Source organism: Pseudomonas sp. LBUM1664, from assembly GCF_059695895.1.
The window spans coordinates 4,795,381-4,814,200 of the sequence record NZ_CP166791.1 but is presented as its reverse complement, the minus strand read 5'-3'; the positions used below and the strand labels follow the sequence as shown (position 1 = coordinate 4,814,200).

Annotated in this window: 11 protein-coding genes and 1 pseudogene; 10 read left to right on the top strand and 2 right to left on the bottom strand. The window is 60.2% G+C overall.

The features are described 5' to 3' along the window. Positions 1-40 precede the first annotated feature (40 nt). From ACA047_RS22535 to ACA047_RS22490, 10 genes and pseudogenes are all read left to right on the top strand, one after another. A complete protein-coding gene (locus tag ACA047_RS22535) occupies positions 41-9,118 on the top strand; it encodes a two-partner secretion domain-containing protein (RefSeq protein ID WP_497353097.1) in 9,078 nt (3,025 codons plus the stop codon). After that, entirely contained in the window at positions 9,115-10,014 is a 900-nt protein-coding gene (locus ACA047_RS22530) for a PoNi-like cognate immunity protein (protein WP_497353095.1), read from the top strand. The genes ACA047_RS22535 and ACA047_RS22530 overlap by 4 nt, the downstream gene beginning before the upstream one ends. A gap of 283 nt (positions 10,015-10,297) precedes the next feature. Continuing rightward, positions 10,298-10,447 (top strand): annotated as a pseudogene (locus ACA047_RS22525) (transposase); the annotation flags it as partial. Between the two features lie 60 nt (positions 10,448-10,507). After that, complete coding sequence (locus ACA047_RS22520; RefSeq protein WP_497360496.1) at positions 10,508-10,726, top strand: DNA/RNA non-specific endonuclease; 219 nt, start codon at positions 10,508-10,510, stop codon at positions 10,724-10,726. Next, complete coding sequence (locus ACA047_RS22515) at positions 10,726-11,055, top strand: antitoxin YezG family protein (RefSeq protein WP_497353093.1); 330 nt, start codon at positions 10,726-10,728, stop codon at positions 11,053-11,055. Before ACA047_RS22520 ends, ACA047_RS22515 begins: the two co-directional genes overlap by 1 nt. Before the next feature lie 166 nt (positions 11,056-11,221). Then, positions 11,222-11,923: a transposase gene (locus ACA047_RS22510; protein ID WP_497353091.1), complete on the top strand. Its 702-nt coding sequence runs from the start codon at positions 11,222-11,224 to the stop codon at positions 11,921-11,923. Between the two features lie 253 nt (positions 11,924-12,176). Further along, a complete protein-coding gene (locus tag ACA047_RS22505; RefSeq protein ID WP_497353089.1) occupies positions 12,177-13,784 on the top strand; it encodes a response regulator in 1,608 nt (535 codons plus the stop codon). Beyond that, complete coding sequence (locus ACA047_RS22500) at positions 13,777-14,469, top strand: sensor histidine kinase (RefSeq protein ID WP_497353087.1); 693 nt, start codon at positions 13,777-13,779, stop codon at positions 14,467-14,469. The genes ACA047_RS22505 and ACA047_RS22500 overlap by 8 nt, the downstream gene beginning before the upstream one ends. Before the next feature lie 255 nt (positions 14,470-14,724). Beyond that, a complete protein-coding gene (locus tag ACA047_RS22495; protein WP_497360494.1) occupies positions 14,725-15,966 on the top strand; it encodes a glutamine synthetase family protein in 1,242 nt (413 codons plus the stop codon). Between the two features lie 69 nt (positions 15,967-16,035). Beyond that, positions 16,036-17,403: an MFS transporter gene (locus tag ACA047_RS22490; protein WP_497353085.1), complete on the top strand. Its 1,368-nt coding sequence runs from the start codon at positions 16,036-16,038 to the stop codon at positions 17,401-17,403. Between the two features lie 99 nt (positions 17,404-17,502). Here ACA047_RS22490 and ACA047_RS22485 read toward each other — a convergent pair whose 3' ends face one another. Both ACA047_RS22485 and ACA047_RS22480 read right to left on the bottom strand, forming a co-directional pair. Then, the gene (locus ACA047_RS22485) at positions 17,503-18,249 is read right to left on the bottom strand and encodes a flagellar brake protein (protein WP_497353083.1); all 747 of its coding nucleotides are present in this window, start codon (positions 18,247-18,249) and stop codon (positions 17,503-17,505) included. A gap of 92 nt (positions 18,250-18,341) precedes the next feature. Next, a complete protein-coding gene (locus ACA047_RS22480; protein WP_497353081.1) occupies positions 18,342-18,809 on the bottom strand; it encodes a flagella synthesis protein FlgN in 468 nt (155 codons plus the stop codon). Between the last annotated feature and the right edge of the window lie 11 nt (positions 18,810-18,820).

Here is an 18,820-nt window from a genome sequence, read left to right as displayed (position 1 = left end):
AACCTTTGTATCGCGGGCTGGCACCGCAAATGGAATTGCTATGAACAAGCATCTGTACCGAATCGTTTTCAACAAAGCCCGCGGACTGCTGATGGTCGTGGCGGAGAATGTCACGAGTCAGGTCAAGGCGCCGGGAACCCGTTCCGGCCCGTTGGCGGGTGCACCGGCCTGTACGGCGACGCTCGGGGCATTGCGCTTTGCGCTGATGACGGCGATTGGGTTGGTGTCCTTGAGCGTGCTGCCTGCCTGGGCGGGCACCATCGTAGCCGACCCCGGTGCTGCGGCCGGTCAGCGGCCAATGGTGATCGACAGCGCCAACGGCACCCCACAGGTGAATATCCAGGCCCCCAGTGCTGCCGGTGTTTCGCGTAACACCTACAACCAGTTCGATGTCGACAGCCGTGGCGCGATCCTCAACAACGGCGCGGCCAATAGCCAGACGAAACTGGGTGGCTGGATTGAGGGCAACCCCTTATTGAGCAATGGCAGCGCGCGGGTCATTCTCAACGAAGTCAACGCCAGTAATCCCAGCCAACTGCGCGGTTACGTCGAAGTCGCCGGTCAGCGCGCCGAAGTGGTGATTGCCAATCCGTCTGGCATTACCTGCAACGGTTGCGGCTTCATCAACGCTGACCGTGCGACCCTCAGCACGGGCCGGGTTCAGATGGAGAATGGCAGTATCACCGGCTACACCGTGCAGGGCGGCGCCATCAACATCGAAGGCAATGGCCTGGATGCCCGTGAGGCCGACTACACGGATCTGATTGCTCGCACCGTGCAGGTCAACGCCGGCGTCTGGGCCAACGACCTTAAGGTCACGGCGGGACGCAATCAGGTCAACGCTGATAACACTCAGGCCACGCCGTTGCCGGCTGCTGACGGGGAAAAACCGACCGTCGCCATCGACGTTGCCAAGCTGGGCGGTATGTACGCCGGGAAAATCATGCTCGTGGGCACCGAGTCCGGCGTCGGTGTGCGCAACGCCGGGCAGATAGGCGCCATGGCCGGTGAGGTGGTGATCAGCGCCGACGGCAAACTACAAAACCAAGGCGCTATCAGCAGCGCCGCAGCGACCCGAATCACCGCCGCCAGTGTTGAAAACAGCGGCACGCTTTACGCCAAGGGTGACCTGAGCCTCGACAGCGCCAGTGACATCGACAACAGCGGCACCGTTGCCAGCCAGAATCACACCACGCTGACCGCCAAAACCGTTCGCAGCACCACCGCCTCCAGTCTGGCAGCGGGTGTGGGTGAAGACGGTAAGCTGGGCAGCAGTGGCAACCTCGCGCTACGGGCAACCACGGTCAAGGCGCAAGGCCAGAACCTCGCCGCCGGCGATGTGAGCGTCGAGGCTGCTGATCTGGACCTGAGCAGCAGTCAGACCCAAGGACGCAACGTCACCCTGACCGCCCGCAGCGGCGACGCCAACCTCAGTGGCAGTCAGGTCGACGCCACCCAGGTATTGACGGCAACGGCCGCCAAAATCCTGCGCACCGACACGGCCAAGGTCAACGCCGGCAACCTGCAACTGAGCGCCCGCGACCTCTCCAATGTCGGGGGTGAACTGGTGCAGACCGGCATCGCAGACGCCTCGATCAAAGCCAGTGCCACCCTCGATAACAGCAGCGGGCGCATCGCCTCTAACGCCAACAACCTGAAGCTTGGCGTCACTCGCCTCGACAACAGCAAAGGCAAGGTCGAACACGCAGGCAAAGGCGCTCTGGACATCCAGGCCACCCAGTTGGCCGGCAGCAAAGGCAGCGTGGCGAGTAACGGCAAGTTGACGATCAAAGCCACCGACGTGGTGGTCGATGACGGCCTGACCCAAGGCCAACAGATCACCCTCGACACCAAGACCTTGTCCAACCAGGGCGGGCGTATTCTCCAGACCGGCGTTCAGCCGTTGCAGATCACCGCCACCCAGCGTTTCGACAACCAGGACGGGCAAGTCAGCAACCCCGGTGCGCTGATCGTCGATGTCGGTACGTTGAACAACCAGGGCGGTAAAATCCTGGCCACTGACAGCGGGGCGCTGACAGTCACCGCCAGCCAGTTGATCGACAACAGCGCTGGCACTCTCGCCGCCAGCGGTACGACGCAGGTGAGCGGCGAGCGCCTGGACAACCTTCAAGGCACCGTTAGCGCAGGCGGTGAGCTGCACGCGAATTTCGATCAGTTGAACAACATCGGCGGCACGCTTGCGGCCACTCAGCGCATGGTGATCATCGCCGGGCAGTTGAACAACACTAACGGTGTGCTGGGCTCGGTGCAGTCCGGGTTGCTGGTCACCGTGTCTGATGGCGTGCTGAATAACAGCAGCGGACACCTGGAAGCCTTGGGCGATATCAAGCTGTCGGCCCTGGGCCTGAATAACCAAAGCGGTGTGATCAGTGGTAAGGCCCTGGATCTGGACAGCCACGGCAACCTGATGGACAACAGCCAGGGCACGCTGAATGCCGGTGCGACCCTCGACCTGCACAGTGGTGAACTGCGCAACGCCGCAGGGCTGATCCAGGCCAAAGGGAAATTGTTCATCGACACCGGCAGCCAGGCGCTGAACAACATTCAGTCCGGGACCACCCAAGGCATCAGCGGCCAGGACGCGGTCGAGATCCACAGTGCCAACTTCAATAACAGCGCGGGTTTCCTGGGTGCCAAGGGCGCCCTGGTGCTCAAGACCACCGACGTGGGCAACGGCAGCGGCGGCCAGATCATTGGCGAGAAAACTGTAAACGTCGAAGGCGCCCGGGTGGATAACCGCGGCGGCCAGTTGCAAGGCCTCGGCGATGTCCAACTGGTGCTGGGTGAGACGCTCAACAATCAGGGCGGGCTGATTCGCAGTGCGGGGACGTTGGACGTGAGCGCCGATGTGCTCGACAACAGCGCCACCCAAGGCACCAATCAGGGCCTTGAAGGCCGCGCCATGACCCTGGCGGTCAACACCTTCGGCAACCAGGTCGGTGCCGTGCGCGCCGATGAAGGGTTGTCGATTGGCGTCAGCCAGATGCTGAACAACCAGGGCGGGCTGATTTCCTCAGGCGCCGGCCTGACCATCAGTGACCGCGACCCGGCGCAGCGTCGCCAGTCGGTGCACAACCTCGACGGTACGTTGCTCGCGGGTAGCCTGCTGTCGCTCAACGCGGCGTATTACGGCGGCTCCGGTCGGGCCCTGAGCCTGGGCGACCTGACCTTCAGGTTGCAAAGTGGCCTGGACCTGAGCGGGCAGATTCAGGCCAACAACAAGGTTGACCTGAGCACCGAAGGGGCTTTCAACAACACTGGGCGACTGCTGGCGGGCAACATGCTGCTGGTTCACTCGCAGACACTGGACAACGCCACCGGCGCAGAAATCAGCGCCGGCCAGATGCGCCTCAGCGTAAACGACAGCCTGACCAACCGTGGCCTGATCGATGGCCAGCAAGTGCGTGTGCAGTCCCTCTCGCTCAACAACCTGGGCACGGGGCGTCTTTACGGTGACCAATTGGCCATCGCCACCTCGACACTGACCAACCGCGATGAAAATGGTACCGCCGCGACCATCGCCGCCCGCGAATCCCTGGACATTGGCGCCGGCACCCTGGACAACCGCGAGCAGGCGCTGATTTTCAGCGCCGGGGACCTCGCCATTGGCGGTACGCTGAGCGCCACTGACAAGGCTCAGGGCCGCGCCCAGCTGTTGACCAATGCCAGCGCGACCATCGAAGCCCTCGGCAACCTGTCGCTGAACGTGCAAAGCGTGCGCAACACCAACGAACACTTCAGCACCCAAGAGGTGGAAGTCAGCCGCACCGCCTTGCAAGAGTTCCAGCTCACTGGTTCGTCGAACCGTTATCAGGGCGATCAGATTTCCCTGAGCAACGACGAGGTCCTTTACCTGGCCACCCCTGAGGGCCGGCAGGACAACTGGAACCGTTACGACTACACCCGCGTGGTGCAGCAAACCCAGATCGCCACCTCGGCACCGGCACAAATTTTGTCCGGCGGGGCGATGCAGATCAGCGCCGGCGATGTCCTCAACGACAAGAGCCGTATCATTGCCGGTGGGCTGTTGCAGGCCGACATCGCCAGCCTGACCAACACCGAAGTGGCCGGCCAGCGCACCACCACCGACAGCGGCACCGCCACCCACTTTTATCGCATCCAGCGCAAGGGCCGCGACCGTCAGGGAACGGCCGCCACAGCCTACACGCCGGCACCCTTGATTCAGGACATCTCCCTGCAGCCGACCGTGTACGCACAAAATGCTGCGGGTAACGGTACCGGCACCCAGATCAGCGCGCGCGACACCCAGAACGTCAGCCAACAGATCGCCGCCACGGGCACTGTCAGTGCCCCCGTCGGCAGAACTTACCAAGTAGCGCCCCTCGTTCAGGTCGCCGCCCAAACCACGCTGAACAGCAAGGGCGTTGCCGAGCAGATCCGCAGCGGTGGGCCGTCCCTTGAGTTGCCGAACAATAGCCTGTTCAGCACCACCGCTCAGAACACCAGCAATTACCTGATCGAAACCGATCCGCGCTTTGCCAGCTACCGTACGTGGCTGTCTTCGGACTACATGTTGCAACGCCTGCAAGTCGACCCCGCGCTGACCCAACAACGTCTGGGCGACGGGTTCTATGAGCAGAAGCTCATTCGCGAACAGGTGGCGCAACTCACCGGCCGACGCTTCCTCGATGGCTACGCCAATGACGAGGCGCAGTACCGTGCCCTGATCGACAACGCCGTCACCGTCGCCAGCCAATGGCAATTGGTGCCCGGCGTGGCCCTGACCTCCGAGCAGATGGCCCAGTTGACCAGCGACATCGTTTGGCTGGTGCAAAAACAGGTCACCCTCGCCAACGGTGAAACCCGTAACGTGCTGGTGCCGCAAGTGTATGTGCGGGTTCAGGAGGGCGACCTCAACGGCTCTGGCGCCCTGATTGCCGGGCAGCAACTGAACCTGAACATCGCCGGCGACTTGATCAACAGCGGCAGCCTGGCGGGGCGCAGCGTCATGGCGATCACTGCGCAGAACATCGAGAACCTCGGCGGGCGCATCCAGGCCGATAAGGCCTCGATCACCGCGCGGGACAACCTCAACAACCTCGGCGGCCTGATCGGCGCTGTGGACAGCCTGTCAGTCAAGGCCGGGCAAGACATCAACGTCATCTCCAGCAGCCGAGACAGCAGCAGCGCCCAAGGTACCCGCACCAACCTGTCACGGGTGGCGGGGCTGTTCGTCAGCGGCGCCCAGGGCACGATGGGCGTCAGCGCCGGCAAGGACCTCAACCTCACCGGCGCCCAGGTCGTCAACGCAGGCAGCGGCGGCACATCGCTGGAGGCCGGCAATAACGTCAACCTGGCCACCGTCGGCGAAGCGCATCAGCAAGCCTTGACCTGGAACAGTAGCAACTGGCGCAAGGACGCCAGCCAGACCGAAACGGGCTCTCTGGTTCAGGGGCAGGGCGACGTTCGCCTGAGCGCGGGCCAGGACCTCAACGCACGCGCCGCACAGGTGACCAGCGAGCAAGGCGCCGTGTTTGCCGAGGCCAAACGCGACATCAACCTGACCACCAGCCAGAACTACCAATTCGCCGACGAGGCACACAAGGTCAAAGGCAGCAACGGGCTGTTCTCCAGCAAGACCACCACGACGCGCGACACCGTCAGCCAGACCCAGGCCGAAGGCTCCACCCTGAGCGGCGAGCAAACCTACGTGCAGGCCGGGCGCGACATAAACCTGAGCGGCAGCAATGTGGTGTCCACCACCCAGACCGTTCTGGTGGCGGACAACAACATCAACATTGAAGCGGCCAGCGACAGCAGCAGCGAACGCCACGACAAGTCCGTCAAGAAAAGCGGCCTGTTCAGCGGCGGTGGCATCGCTGTCACCCTGGGCAGCCAGCAGCAGAGCGTCAAGGACCTCACCACGAAACACACAGCAGTGGCCAGCACCGTCGGCTCGACCACGGGCGATGTGCTGATCGAGGCGGGCAAGGGCTACCGTCAGGTGGGCAGCCAGGTGTCGGCTCCGCAAGGCAACATCGACGTCACGGCGCAAACCATCGACATCGTTGAAGCGCGTAACACCAGCCAACGCGAGCGTGAAACCCTGTTCAAGCAAACCGGGTTCACCCTCACGGTCACCAACCCGGTGATCAGTGCGATTCAAACCAACCAGCAAATGAAACAGGCGTCGGAGAAGACCGACGACGGGCGCATGAAGGTGCTGGCCGCTGCCACCGCTGTGTTGGCAACCAACAACGCCGCCACCGCCGTGGCGATGGATCCGGGCGCGGCGGGTGGTATCAACATCAGCCTGTCACTGGGCACCAAAAAGAACGAAAGCACCACCACCTATACCAGCGACAGCGCCGCCAGCTCGACCATGACCGCCGGCAATGACATCCGCCTGCGTGCCACGGGGGCCGGTGCCTCCAGCGACATCACCGTACAAGGCAGCGATATCAAGGCCGGTCGCAATGCCAGCCTGTTGGCGGACGGCGACATCAACCTGCTCGCGGCCCGCAACACCGACAAACAGAACACCGACAGCAAAGGCAGCAGTGCCAGCATCGGCATCGGTTTTTCCCTGGGTGCCCGCAACGGTTTCACCCTGGACCTGGGCGCGTCCGGTAGCCGTGGCCAGGCGGATGGCGATGGACTCACCCACGCCAACACCCACGTCGAGGCAGGCAACCAATTGCTGCTGTCCTCGGGGGGCGACACTCACCTCAAAGGTGCGGTGGCGAGCGGCAAACAGGTGTTGGCCGATGTCGGCGGCGACCTGAACATCGAAAGCCTGCAAGACACCAACACGTATGAGGTTGATGAGCAGAGCCTGGGCGTGGGCATCAGCCTGTGCATTCCGCCGTTCTGCTACGGCATGAGCTCGGTCAGCGGTGCCAGCGGCAGCTTCGGTGCCACTAACATCGATTCCAACTACGCCAGTGTGACCGAGCAATCGGGCATCAAGGCCGGGGACGATGGTTTTGATATCCGCGTGGGTGGCAACACCGACCTGGTCGGCGGCGTCATCGCCAGCAGCGACAAGGCCGTGCAGGACGGCAAAAATCGCCTGGTCACCGCCAGTCTCACCAGTCGCGACATCAAAAACAAAGCCGAGTACGACGCCAGCACGGTCAGCGTCGGCGGCGGTTATCGCGAAGTTGGCAAGGACCAGCAGGGCAACGCCACGAGCGGCGGCAAGCAAACCCCTGGCACCGACCTGCCGAAGAACGACAACGACCTCAGCGCCACCATGCCGATTGCCATCAGTGCCAGCGACGATGCCAGCAGCGTTACGCGCAGCGGCATCAGTGGCGGCACCATCGTCATTAGCAACGACGCCGAGCAACAGAAGCGCACCGGCAAGAATGGCGAACAAACCGTTGCCAGCCTGAACCGCGACGTGTCCAGCGACCGCGACACCAGCGGTGCGCTCAAGCCGATCTTTGACGAAGACGAGATCCGTGCCGGTTTCGAGATCGTGGGGGCGTTCGCCAACGAAGCCAGTACCTTGCTCGCCAACAAGGCCAAGGAGGTCGATCTCAAGCGCCAACAGGCCGAAGCTGCCCAGGCCAAGGCTCTGGACCCCAATGCCCAACTCACCGACACCGAGCGCCTGGCGTTACTTGGCAGCGCTCAGCGACTGAACGCAGAAGCCCGCGGCATCGCCGACAAGTGGGGCGCGGGCGGCACCTACCGGCAGATCACCACCGCCCTGGTAGGCGCGGCCAGCGGCAACATCAGTGGCAGCAATGGCGCCTTCGTTCAGGGGCTGGTAGTCAATTACGTGCAACAGCGGGGCGCCGGCTACATCGGCGACCTGGTGGCGGAGGGCAAACTCACCGAAGGCTCGCCGCTGCACGCCGCCCTGCACGGCATCGTCGCCTGCGCGGGCGCCGCCGCCAGCAGCCAGAGCTGTGGCAGCGGCGCAGCGGGTGCGGCGGCGTCGAGCCTGCTCACGGGCTTGTTCTCCGAGGCCAGCCCCGATGAAAGCGAAGCCCAGCGCGAAGCCAAGCGTAACCTGATTGTCAGCATCGTCACTGGGCTGGCCGCCACCAGCGCTTCAGTGGACGCCACTACCGCCAACACTGCGGCGGGCGCAGCCGTGGACAACAACTGGCTGGCGACCCAGCAAGTGGTCCAGGCCGAGAAAGAGTACAGCGCGGCTGACGGTCTTGGGGCCAAAGCGCAGGTGATCGCCAAGTGGGCGTACATCAACCAAAAACAAGACGTACTGACCCGCTTTGGCGTGGGCAAAGGCCTGGTGCAGGCGGGTTGGAGCGATGTCGAAGGCTTGGCGCAATTCCTCCTCCATCCGGTTGACGGGATCAATGGCCTCAAGGCCCTGGTCAACGACCCCGAGGCCCGCAAGCAATTCGGCGACGGCGTGGTCAATGAACTCAACGCCAAACTCGATCGTGTTAAAGATGCCCTAGAAAACGGTGGGGATGATCGCGCCGTGCAACTGGGGCAGGACATTGGCGAACTGGTTTGGCAGGTTGGCAGTATTGCCACGGGGGTTGGTGGGGCGGCCAAGGGTGGGGTTGCCTTGGCGAAGGCCGGGATCAGGGTGGGGGCGGAAGGGCTTGAGGCGATGGCCGGCCTGGCCAAGTTCGATAAGCTGGTGGCCCGTGGCGGGCAGTTCAACCCCAACGGCACCCCTCTGATGGATTTCCGGGCGCTCACCAATGCACAGAAGAGCATCATCGGCGATGTCATGGGCGGCGAGCGGATCAAGTCACTGGTGCCGGGCGCCGAGAAAATTGGCCGGGCCCCGGATATTGGCCAAACCGGTATTGATGACTTGTACAAGGTCGACAAGCCGGGTGTCGACTACTTGATTGTGGAGTACAAGTTTGGTTCGTCTGCGTTGAAGCCGACCAAGGATGGTTTGCAGATGAGTGATAACTGGCTACAGGGGACTACCACAAATTATGATCGCATTCGGGAGTCGGTCAATGGCAACCGGAAGATGGCTGACAGCATCAACGATGCATTACGGACCGGCCGGGTTGAAAAGTGGTTGGTTCATACGGATCCCTTCGGAAACGTCACTGTAGGTATTCTGGATAAAGGTGGGAAGTTTATGGCCGATCCGGTTGCAGCATCCAAGTTGTTGGGGGGGATTAAATGATTCGAGCACCACTGGGAGATTCCCGCTATTGGTCGGAATGGGTGGAGTATGGTGATGAACGTATCGTCCAAGCGTTCGAGACCGCGCGTACACCTGCGGGCGATCCCGACTACGCACCACAATACGTCTTTATCATCGCCCAGAACCACTGGCACCAGATGCTAAGTCGCTACTCTGCCGGATGCCCTATTGCCGACCTGCCGCGTTATTTCCCTGGGCTACTCGATGCTTGGGAGGAGGCTGAGCGTCTCGGCGCGTCAGTCTGGACTCTGGAGCAGCAACTCACCCGTCACAGCTGGCGCGTCAACTATGATCATTACATCGTCTGCTTCTGGTTGGTCGGTTTGGGGTTGGCACTGGAAATACCAGATGATCAATGGCAAAGGCTGCTAGTCCTTATCGGCAACGAAGGAGAGGATGTGCTGCTCGACCGGATCATCGCGACCCGCAGTCCAGCGCGCGCAGTAGGGTCCGTTCTCCTTTACCCTAAACCTTATGGGCGATTGCTGGCGGCAGTGGATGCGCCGGTGGATGCGCAAGCCTCAAAGCTGGAGGCTTTTGTCAGTCACTGGTATCAGGAAATACGTACGGGGGCGAAAACCGGTTCTGATCCACAGGCGGTCAATTATAAACATCCATACTGGTACGCCTACGGTGATGAAAACTTCGACGGCGGCGCCTATTTCGGTCGTTGGTGCGTAGAGGCCGTGGCGGCGGTCAAGGCTTTCGATATGGACGACTCACAGTGCTTGGGGCTTGAGCATTACCCAGGGGACTTATTGAGGCCCAATGGTCCGAGTACGCATTCGACGAGGCAGGAAGTTGAACCGCCTGCTGCGGTGGCTGTGGAGAATAAGGTTGGATTTTGGTCGAAGTTGTTGGGGCGTCGTGGGTGAACGCGCTTCGTATTGATCAGTCGAGGGGATGAAGCCCGACACATCCTTTGTGGCGAGGGGATTTATCCCCGCTGGGCTGCGAAGCAGCCCAAAACAGGGACGGAGAAGGGGACGGATTTATTTAGCTGCTCGGTTCTTAAATAAATCTGTCCCCTTTTTCCTTTTTCATTTTTCATTTGTCCCCTTTTTCATTTTGTTCTGAAACATGCGTAAACCTGTTTAGGGACTGGCCATCTTTGCACCTTTGCTACGCTGAAAGCTTCCATGGAAGGAGGTGTCAGATATGCCCAGAATGGGACGTATTGTTTTACCAAACTACCCGCACCATGTGGTGCAGCGCGGCCATAACCGTCAGGTGGTGTTTGCTGTTGCGCAGGATTATCAGCGCTATCTCGCGGATCTGCGCGAACTCAAGGATGCATTTGGCGTGAAGACGGAGAAGGGGACGACGGAGAAGGGGACGGATTTATTTAGCTGCTCGGTTCTTAAATAAATCTGCCCCCGTTTTTGGAATTTAAACAAAGGTGAGTGGAAGGTGATGGAGAATACGTGGGCTTCCGCACTCAAGGAGGGTAAGAGTGTCAGCGTGAAGATCGAGCCTGTCTATTCAGATACTAGCCTCAGACCAGATAGGTTCAATGTTAGGTACTCGATTGATGGGGGGCGTCCTGTGATTGTTGACTTTAAGAATGCTCCTAAAGGTGGAAACTAATGAGTGAGCAGATTTTGTATCAGAAAATCGGCCAGCTTTTGTTGGATGCTGGCCCCTCGGATGCTCAAAAAATAGTCGTTAGAGCTAGGCTTTTTGCTGAGGGCGATGGAGGTAGTTATGAATTTGACTATTTTGATAAGGCAAGCCGCTCAAACTGGTTTGATCCAGACAGCAGAGCTGTGGGGGATTTGACAGAGTTATTGGTTGAGCTTAGGGACTATTATGTTAAAAATAACCTGTGCCCAAATGGAAAAGCTTGGTCCTCATGTACAGTTACTTTGGATGCTGAGCTAATGAAAATTAGCATTGAATATAATTATGATGTTTAGAAAAAGGGGACGGATTTATTTGTTGGGCTTGTTATAAATAAATCTGTCCCCTTTTTCATTTGTCCCCTTTTTCATTTTGTCCTGAAACATGCGTAAACCTGTTTAGGGACTGGCCATCTTTGCACCTTTGCTACGCTGAAAGCTTCCATGGAAGGAGGTGTCAGATATGCCCAGAATGGGACGTATTGTTTTACCAAACTACCCGCACCATGTGGTGCAGCGCGGCCATAACCGTCAGGTGGTGTTTGCTGTTGCGCAGGATTATCAGCGCTATCTCGCGGATCTGCGCGAACTCAAGGATGCATTTGGCGTGAAGGTCTACGCTTATTGTCTGATGACCAATCATGTTCATCTGTTGCTGGCCCCGGGTGAGTCGGTCGCAGGGTTGGGGCAGTTGATGAAGGCTTTGGCGGCACGCGCGACGCGCTATCGCAATCGGCTGGAAGGGCGTTCGGGCACCCTATGGGAAAGCCGTTATAAATCCAGTGTGGTGCAGTCGGACTCCTACTTGCTTGCCTGTTGTCGCTACATCGAATTGAACCCTGTGCGCGCTCGTATGGTGGCCGATGCTGCGGATTACCCGTGGTCGAGCTATCGAGCCCGGGTAGGTGATGTGCCAGATAGCCATTGGCTGGATGCTGACCCTTGCTTTGTTGCTCTGGGTGATACGGCTATGGAACGGCATCATCGATACGAGGCGTTTATACGCCAAGCCATCCCTGCTGATGAGGTCAGATTGATCCGCGATGCTTTGCAGCGTGGCCAGTTGACGGGTTCGAGGCGTTTCGTGGACGAGGTAGAGCGGATTGTTGGGCTACGAATAGAACAGCGGGGTCGGGGCCGCCCAAGGGTTGATTCGGAAAAATAAATCTGTCCCCTTTTGCTTCTCTCCCACATGTTCCCCTTAACGGAACGCCATATCCTGCCGATACCCTGATGAGCCCTGTTTTCTCCAGCGTTTCGGCTCGCAATGTGCGTCACGACACAGCCAGGCCAAGCGGTTGCTAAAATCCCTTGAACGTTGCTGGCTGGTGGCTATCATCTGCGCGCCGCACCGGGCTGTGACACGGCGTTCGTTGTTATGCCATTGGGTTATCTTCTTACTTGCCTGGACATCCTCGATGCTGGCGTACCATCAAAAAAGTTTTCTGATCGTCGATGATTTCTCGGATTTCCGCAGTTCGATCCGGTCCATGTTGCGTGAACTGGGCGTCAAGGACGTGGACACCGCCGACACCGGTGAAGTGGCGCTGCGCATGTGCTCGCAGAAGCGCTATGACTTTATTTTGCAGGATTATCACCTGGGCGACGGGCGCAAGAACGGCCAGCAGGTGCTTGAAGACCTGATGGTCGAGAAGCTGATCAGCCATGAAAGTGTGTTTCTCATGGTGACCGCTGAAAGCAGTCAGGCGATGGTGCTCAGTGCCTTGGAGCATGAGCCCGATGCGTACCTGACCAAACCGTTCAATCGCTCCGGCCTGGCTCAGCGGCTGGAGCGGCTGGAGCAGCGCAAGACCCTGCTCAAGCCGATCCTGCAAGCCCTTGATCGTGACAAACCGATGGAAGTGCTCAATGCCTGCATCGCCCTGTGCAAGCAGGATCCGCGCTACGGGCCGTTGTGTTTGCGGTACCGGGCCGATGCGTTGCGCGACCTGAATCAGAACGAAGCCCTGGAGCGGCTGTACAACACCATCCTGGCTGATCGTCCGTTGCCGTGGGCTTATGCGGGCCTGGGTAAGTTGCTGTTCAAGCGCGGTCAGGTCCGCCAGGCCAAGGACGTTTATGAGAAGGCCCTGAAAGTATTCCCGATGATGCCGGCGTTGTACGACGGCATGGCCGAAGTGCTGGTGGCCGAAGGCGACACGAAACAGGCGCAGCACGTGCTGGAAGAAGCGGTGCGCCTGTCGCCTTTGGCGGTGCGTCGGCAGTCGCTGTTGGGCAAGTTGGCGATGACCAACGAAGACTTCGAGACCGCGTCCAAGGCTTACCGCCAGGCGGTCGGGCAGGGCGCGCAGTCGCGCTTCAAGGATCCGGAAAGCAACCTGGGCCTGGCCCATGCGTTGATCAGCAAGGGCAGCGAGAAAGGCCTGGACACCCGAGCCCGGTTGGAGATCAACACGACCCTCAGTGCAGTGGCCAAGGAAAACCTCAACGACCCGGGCCTGCAGGTTCGGGCGCGGCTGATGAAGGCCACGAGCATGCTGCTCAACGATGCTGAAACCGCCGAAAAGCTCACTGAGCAGGCCTTGCAGCGCCTCGACGGCATGGAACAGTTCATGAGCGCCGAAGCGGCGTTGCTGGTGGCCAAACAGCTGCAAATGCTCGGTAAAGCCAGTGCCGGTGAGTCGATGCTCAAGAACTGCGCGGAAATCTACGGTGATGACCCGACGGTGATGCAAGGCATCGCCAAGCTGACCGACGACCCGAACATCCTCAACTCCGGCAACGCCGCCGCCGAGCTGAACCGTGAAGGTGTGCGCGTCTACAAGACCGGCGCGTTGCCTGAGGCGCGAGAGCTGTTCCGTCGTGCCCTGAAGATGCAACCGAAGAACATCAGTATTGCCCTGAACATGGCGCAGTCCCTGCTGCATGGCACCGATACCAGCGTGGAATCGGAGCTGCTGCTGGAATGCCGCGCCTGCCTGAAACTGGTGGGCATGATGCCCGACACCGATGCGCGTTTTGCGCGTTATCAGAAACTGCGAAGCAAGGCATTTGGCGATGAATGACAGCGAACAGGCACTCGATTTTTCCACGGTGATCGCGTCTACCGTGCACGACATGAAGAACTCCCTGACCTTGCTCATGCAGGCTCATACGCAATGGCTCGAGCGTTTGCCCGATCCCGAGCGGCAGACCTCGGAGCAGGGCGTCATCGAGTTCGAATTCGCTCACCTCAATGGTCTGTTGGTGCAGTTGCTGGGGCTGTACAAACTGGGGGTCAACCAGTTGCCGCTGCACCCGGCTTATCATGAGCTGGATGACTTTATCGAGGCGCAACTGGCCGGTCATCAGGAGGTGTTTTGCAGCCGCGGGATCATGGCCACCTACGAAGTCGACCCGTTGAGCCCCCTGGGCTTTTTCGATCGCGAGCTGATTGCTTCGGTACTCGATAACAGCATCACCAATGCCATTCGCCATGCCCGCCAGGCACTGTTGATCAGTGTCAGCGACGAGGCCGGGCAACTGGTGCTGACTATCAATGATGATGGCGACGGTTACCCACCCGAGATGATCGAGCGTCAGGCCGAGTATGTGCAGGGCATCAACCACAGCAGCGGCAGCACCGGGCTGGGCTTGTACTTCGCCGCGCGCATCGCCGGCCTGCATCAGCGCGGCGGCCTGTGCGGTCGCACCGAGATTGCCAATGGTGGGGTGTTGGGCGGGGGCGTGTTCCGGCTTTATCTGCCCTAGCCTGTCTTCACAGATATCCCTGGGCAATACAAAACTCCCACAATGTATTCCAAGGTTTGTCGTTTATTTTTGCAGGTGCTTGATATTCCGAACAGGCGAAGCCTATTTTGTACGGGTTGCCGTTCGCGGCTCGTACATAACAAGGATTGCGTCATGACGACCGATGGCCAGGGTTCACTCGCGCAGCGACTGACGGGCATTGATGAGATTGAATGCGTCACGCCGGATTTGAATGGCGTGCCGCGGGGCAAGGTGATGACCGCCGAGGGTTTCCTCGAAGGCCGGCGGTTGCAGATGGCGCGGGGCGTGCTGCTGCAATGCATCATGGGCGGTTATCCGCCGTCGCGTTTTTACGGCAGCGACGACGGTGATCTGGCACTGGTGGCCGACCCGAAACAGATCCACCGCTTGCCCTGGAGCCAACAACCGCGTGCCCTGGCGATTTGCGACGCCGATGAGCTGAGCGGTGAAAGCTCCCGGCTCTCCACGCGCGGCCAGCTCAAGGCCGTTATCGCCCGGTATGCTGCCCTTGGCCTGGCGCCGGTGGTGGCGACCGAACTGGAGTTTTTCGTGTTTGCGCCCAACCCCGATCCGACCCGGCCGTTCCAGCCGCCGGTGGGCCTGGATGGACGTCGCGAAGAGGGCCACTCGGCATTCAGTATCAGCTCCAACAACGGCCTGCGACCGTTCTTCAGTGAAGTCTATGAATGCATGGCGGCGCTGGGTTTGCCTCGCGACACCTTCATGCATGAAATGGGCGTGAGCCAGTTCGAGATCAATCTGCTCCACGGCGACCCTTTGTTGCTGGCCGACCAGACGTTCCTGTTCAAGCACCTGCTCAAGGAAGTGGCCCTCAAGCACGGCCTGACCGTGGTTTGCATGGCCAAGCCCCTGGCCCACACGCCGGGCAGCTCGATGCATATCCACCAGAGCGTCGTCGAACGGGACAGCGGTCGCAACGTGTTCAGCGACGCGGCGGGCGAACCGACGGCAGCCTTCCGGCATTTCATCGGTGGGCAACAGGCCGGCATGGCGGATTTCACTGCGCTGTTCGCGCCGAACGTGAATTCCTACCAGCGCCTGTGTCATCCGTTCGCATCGCCGAACAATGCCTGTTGGTCCTACGACAATCGATCGGCCGGGTTGCGGATTCCCGCCAGTTCGCCGGTGGCTCGTCGGGTCGAGAACCGCCTGCCGGGGGCTGATGCCAACCCTTACCTGGCGATTGCCGCTAGCCTGGCCGCCGGGCTTTATGGCATCGAAAATCGCCTGGAACCGAGCGCCGCGATCCAGGGCGAATTTGAAGTGCCGGATAATCTCTCGTTGCCATGTACCTTGCATGCAGCCCTGGAGCGTCTGAAGCGTAGTCATCTGGCGAAGGAACTGTTCGGGGCGGAGTTCATCGAAGGCTACGTCGCTTCGAAGTCCATGGAACTGACCAGCTTTTTTGATGAAATCACTCCCTGGGAGCGGCGTGTTCTCGCGGCCCAGGCATAACGAAACGTCGCATTCGGGCTATCGTCAAAGATAGCCCTTACTTATCTCAAGGAGCCGCTCGGAACGCCGATGCGCCAAATCTGGAAACCTTTTCGAGCGCTTTATTTCGCCTCGCTGATGATGTTGATCGGCTCGGGCCTCTTGAGTACCTACCTGGCCTTGCGTCTGGCCGCCGACCATGTAGACAGCCTGTGGGTCGGTGCGCTGATGGCCGCCAACTATTTCGGCCTGGTGCTGGGCGGCAAGATCGGCCACCGGCTGATCGCCCGCGTCGGGCATATTCGCGCCTATTCGGCCTGCGCCGGGATTGTCGGCGCGGCGGTATTGGGTCACGGCCTGGTGGATTGGCTACCGGCCTGGATCGTGCTGCGGATGATTGTCGGCCTGGGCATGATGTGCCAGTACATGGTCATCGAGAGCTGGCTCAATGAGCAGGCCGATGCCAAGCAGCGCGGGGTGGTGTTCAGCGGCTATATGATCGCTTCGTACCTGGGGCTGGTGCTGGGTCAACTGATTCTGGTGATGCACCCGGCCCTTGGGCTGGAGCTGCTGATGCTGGTGGCGCTGTGCTTCGCCCTGTGCCTGGTGCCAGTGGCGCTGACCCGGCGGATTCACCCGGCGGCGCTGCATCCGGCGCCGATGGAGCCGCGTTTTTTCATCAAGCGCGTGCCGCAGTCGTTGAGCACGGTGCTGGGCTCCGGGCTGATCGTTGGCTCGTTCTATGGTCTGGCGCCGCTGTATGCCTCTCAGCAGGGCCTGTCGACCGAGCAGGTCGGTCTGTTCATGGGTAGCTGCATTTTCGCCGGGCTGCTGGTGCAGTGGCCGCTGGGCTGGCTGTCCGACCGTTATGATCGGGCGATGCTGATCCGCTGCTTTGCGCTGTTCCTGGCGGTCTGTGCGCTGCCGCTGGCGATCTTGCCCAAGGTCCCGCTGGAAGTGTTGTTCGTCGCGGGGTTCTTCTGCTCACTGGTTCAGTTCTGCCTGTACCCGCTGGCGGTGGCGTTTTCCAACGACCACGTTGAAGGTGATCGTCGGGTGTCGCTGACCGCGATGCTGTTGGTGACCTATGGCGTGGGTGCCAGTATCGGACCGCTGGTGGCCGGGGTGCTGATGAAGTTGTTTGGCAGCCAGATGCTGTATGGCTTTTTCGCCTTCTTCGCCTTGGTGCTGGTGTGGCGGATCCGACCGAAAGCGGTGACTAACCTGCATCAGGTCGACGACGCACCGCTGCATCACGTGGCAATGCCGGACAGCATGTCGAGTTCGCCCCTGGTGGCGTGCCTCGATCCTCGGGTGGATGAGCAGGTGGTGCAGGAGCAAATGCAGACGCCGGCCAATCCGGACGTTGAGCCGGCACCGGTTGCAGAGCCGGACACTGAAGCTGAAACGGCCGCCGATGAGCCACAAACGCCCAGTTTTACCCAAGCCAGGCCTTGAGTTGGTCAGTGAAGGCTTGAGCGAGTGAAGGCGTTCAGTCGGGCATAAAAAAACGGGCAGTCACCGCAAGGGACTGCCCGTTTTTTCATGGCTTGAAGATCAGAGGTCGTCTTTATCGAAACGCCGGGCTTCACGCTGGAGCTGGTAGACGAAACGCTCGACCTGGCGTTGCACCAACCCACTGATATTGTGGAAGCGCACACCCGCGAAGGTGGTGTTGATCTTTTCTTCGAAATGCAGGTAGCGCAGCTCGACCGGCGCGGTCATGTTGCCAAAAGGCAGGGCTGCGATAAAGCGCTCGTAGACTTGGCCCAATTGCAGGCGTGCGGTGATGTCGCCATCGAAGCGCAGCTTGCAGCCGGTTGCGGAAAGATCCAGCAGCTTGCCGGTTGCCGGTGTCTTGAGCTTTTCGCCGCCCAGTTCGACGTCCACCAGCTGCGCCAGTTTCAGGGCGGCGCGAAAGGCGTTACGGCGTTGGTGATAAACCACTTCGTTGGGCAAGGCACCGCGATAGCAGCGACCGTCTTTGGATTCATCGATGGTCAAAGGGCCGTTGCCTTCCCACGCGATGCGCACGCCTTCATGGAAACCTTCGACCCGAAACGACTCGCCCGCCAGCAGGAAACGTTCACCGTTGCGGGGGATCATTTCGTCGAAGGCGATGCAATGGTTCTCGCGATCAACATCGACCAGGTAGCTCTGGAAGCGCTGGGGGCGTTCGTGGAAGGTAATGATCAGTGGGTCGTGGCTATCTTGCAGCATCCGCAGGTTGCCGGAGATTTCCAGGGGCGTGGTAAGGACCTTGGGTGGCTGCGGAGCATCATCCGCGTTTGAGGCATTGAACACGGTGGGTCAATCTCCAGGCAAAATACGACTACAAAGAGCCAGCATTTTGCCAGCATGTATCGCGCGTTGATAGAGCGTCGGCATTGTTCGTTTCATGCCTGGCTGAGCGGGCGGTGCTTGACCATCTTGGCGGTCGAACCGCGAGCGTCATAAAGCGTAGGAATTTCGCCGCCATTGAGGATGCGCAACTGGTTGGCGGTGGCGGCCTGCTGGAGCAGGATCGACTGCCCGTTTTTGACGTTGGTCGCCTGACACTGGGCGAGCAGGTCATTGAGCACTGCGCTTTGGGATAACAGCTGATCGCCGATCGACGACTGGCTGGCCAGCTGCTCAAGGCCGCCGTGGTTGGCGGGCAGGTTGAGGCTGGCGAGGATCTCGCTGCGCTTGCGGCCATGCTGATCGAGCAAAATGATCAATGCCTGTTTCTGCGCCAGAATATTTTCCAGCAAGGGCATGTCGCGACCGTGCAGTGCCAGGGATTCGGCCTGCAATAACTCCAGCAAGTGTTGCGCTGGGGCAAAGTCGTCGGTGATCAGTTGCAATAAATTAGTGTCGTGCATGGCTGGCCTTG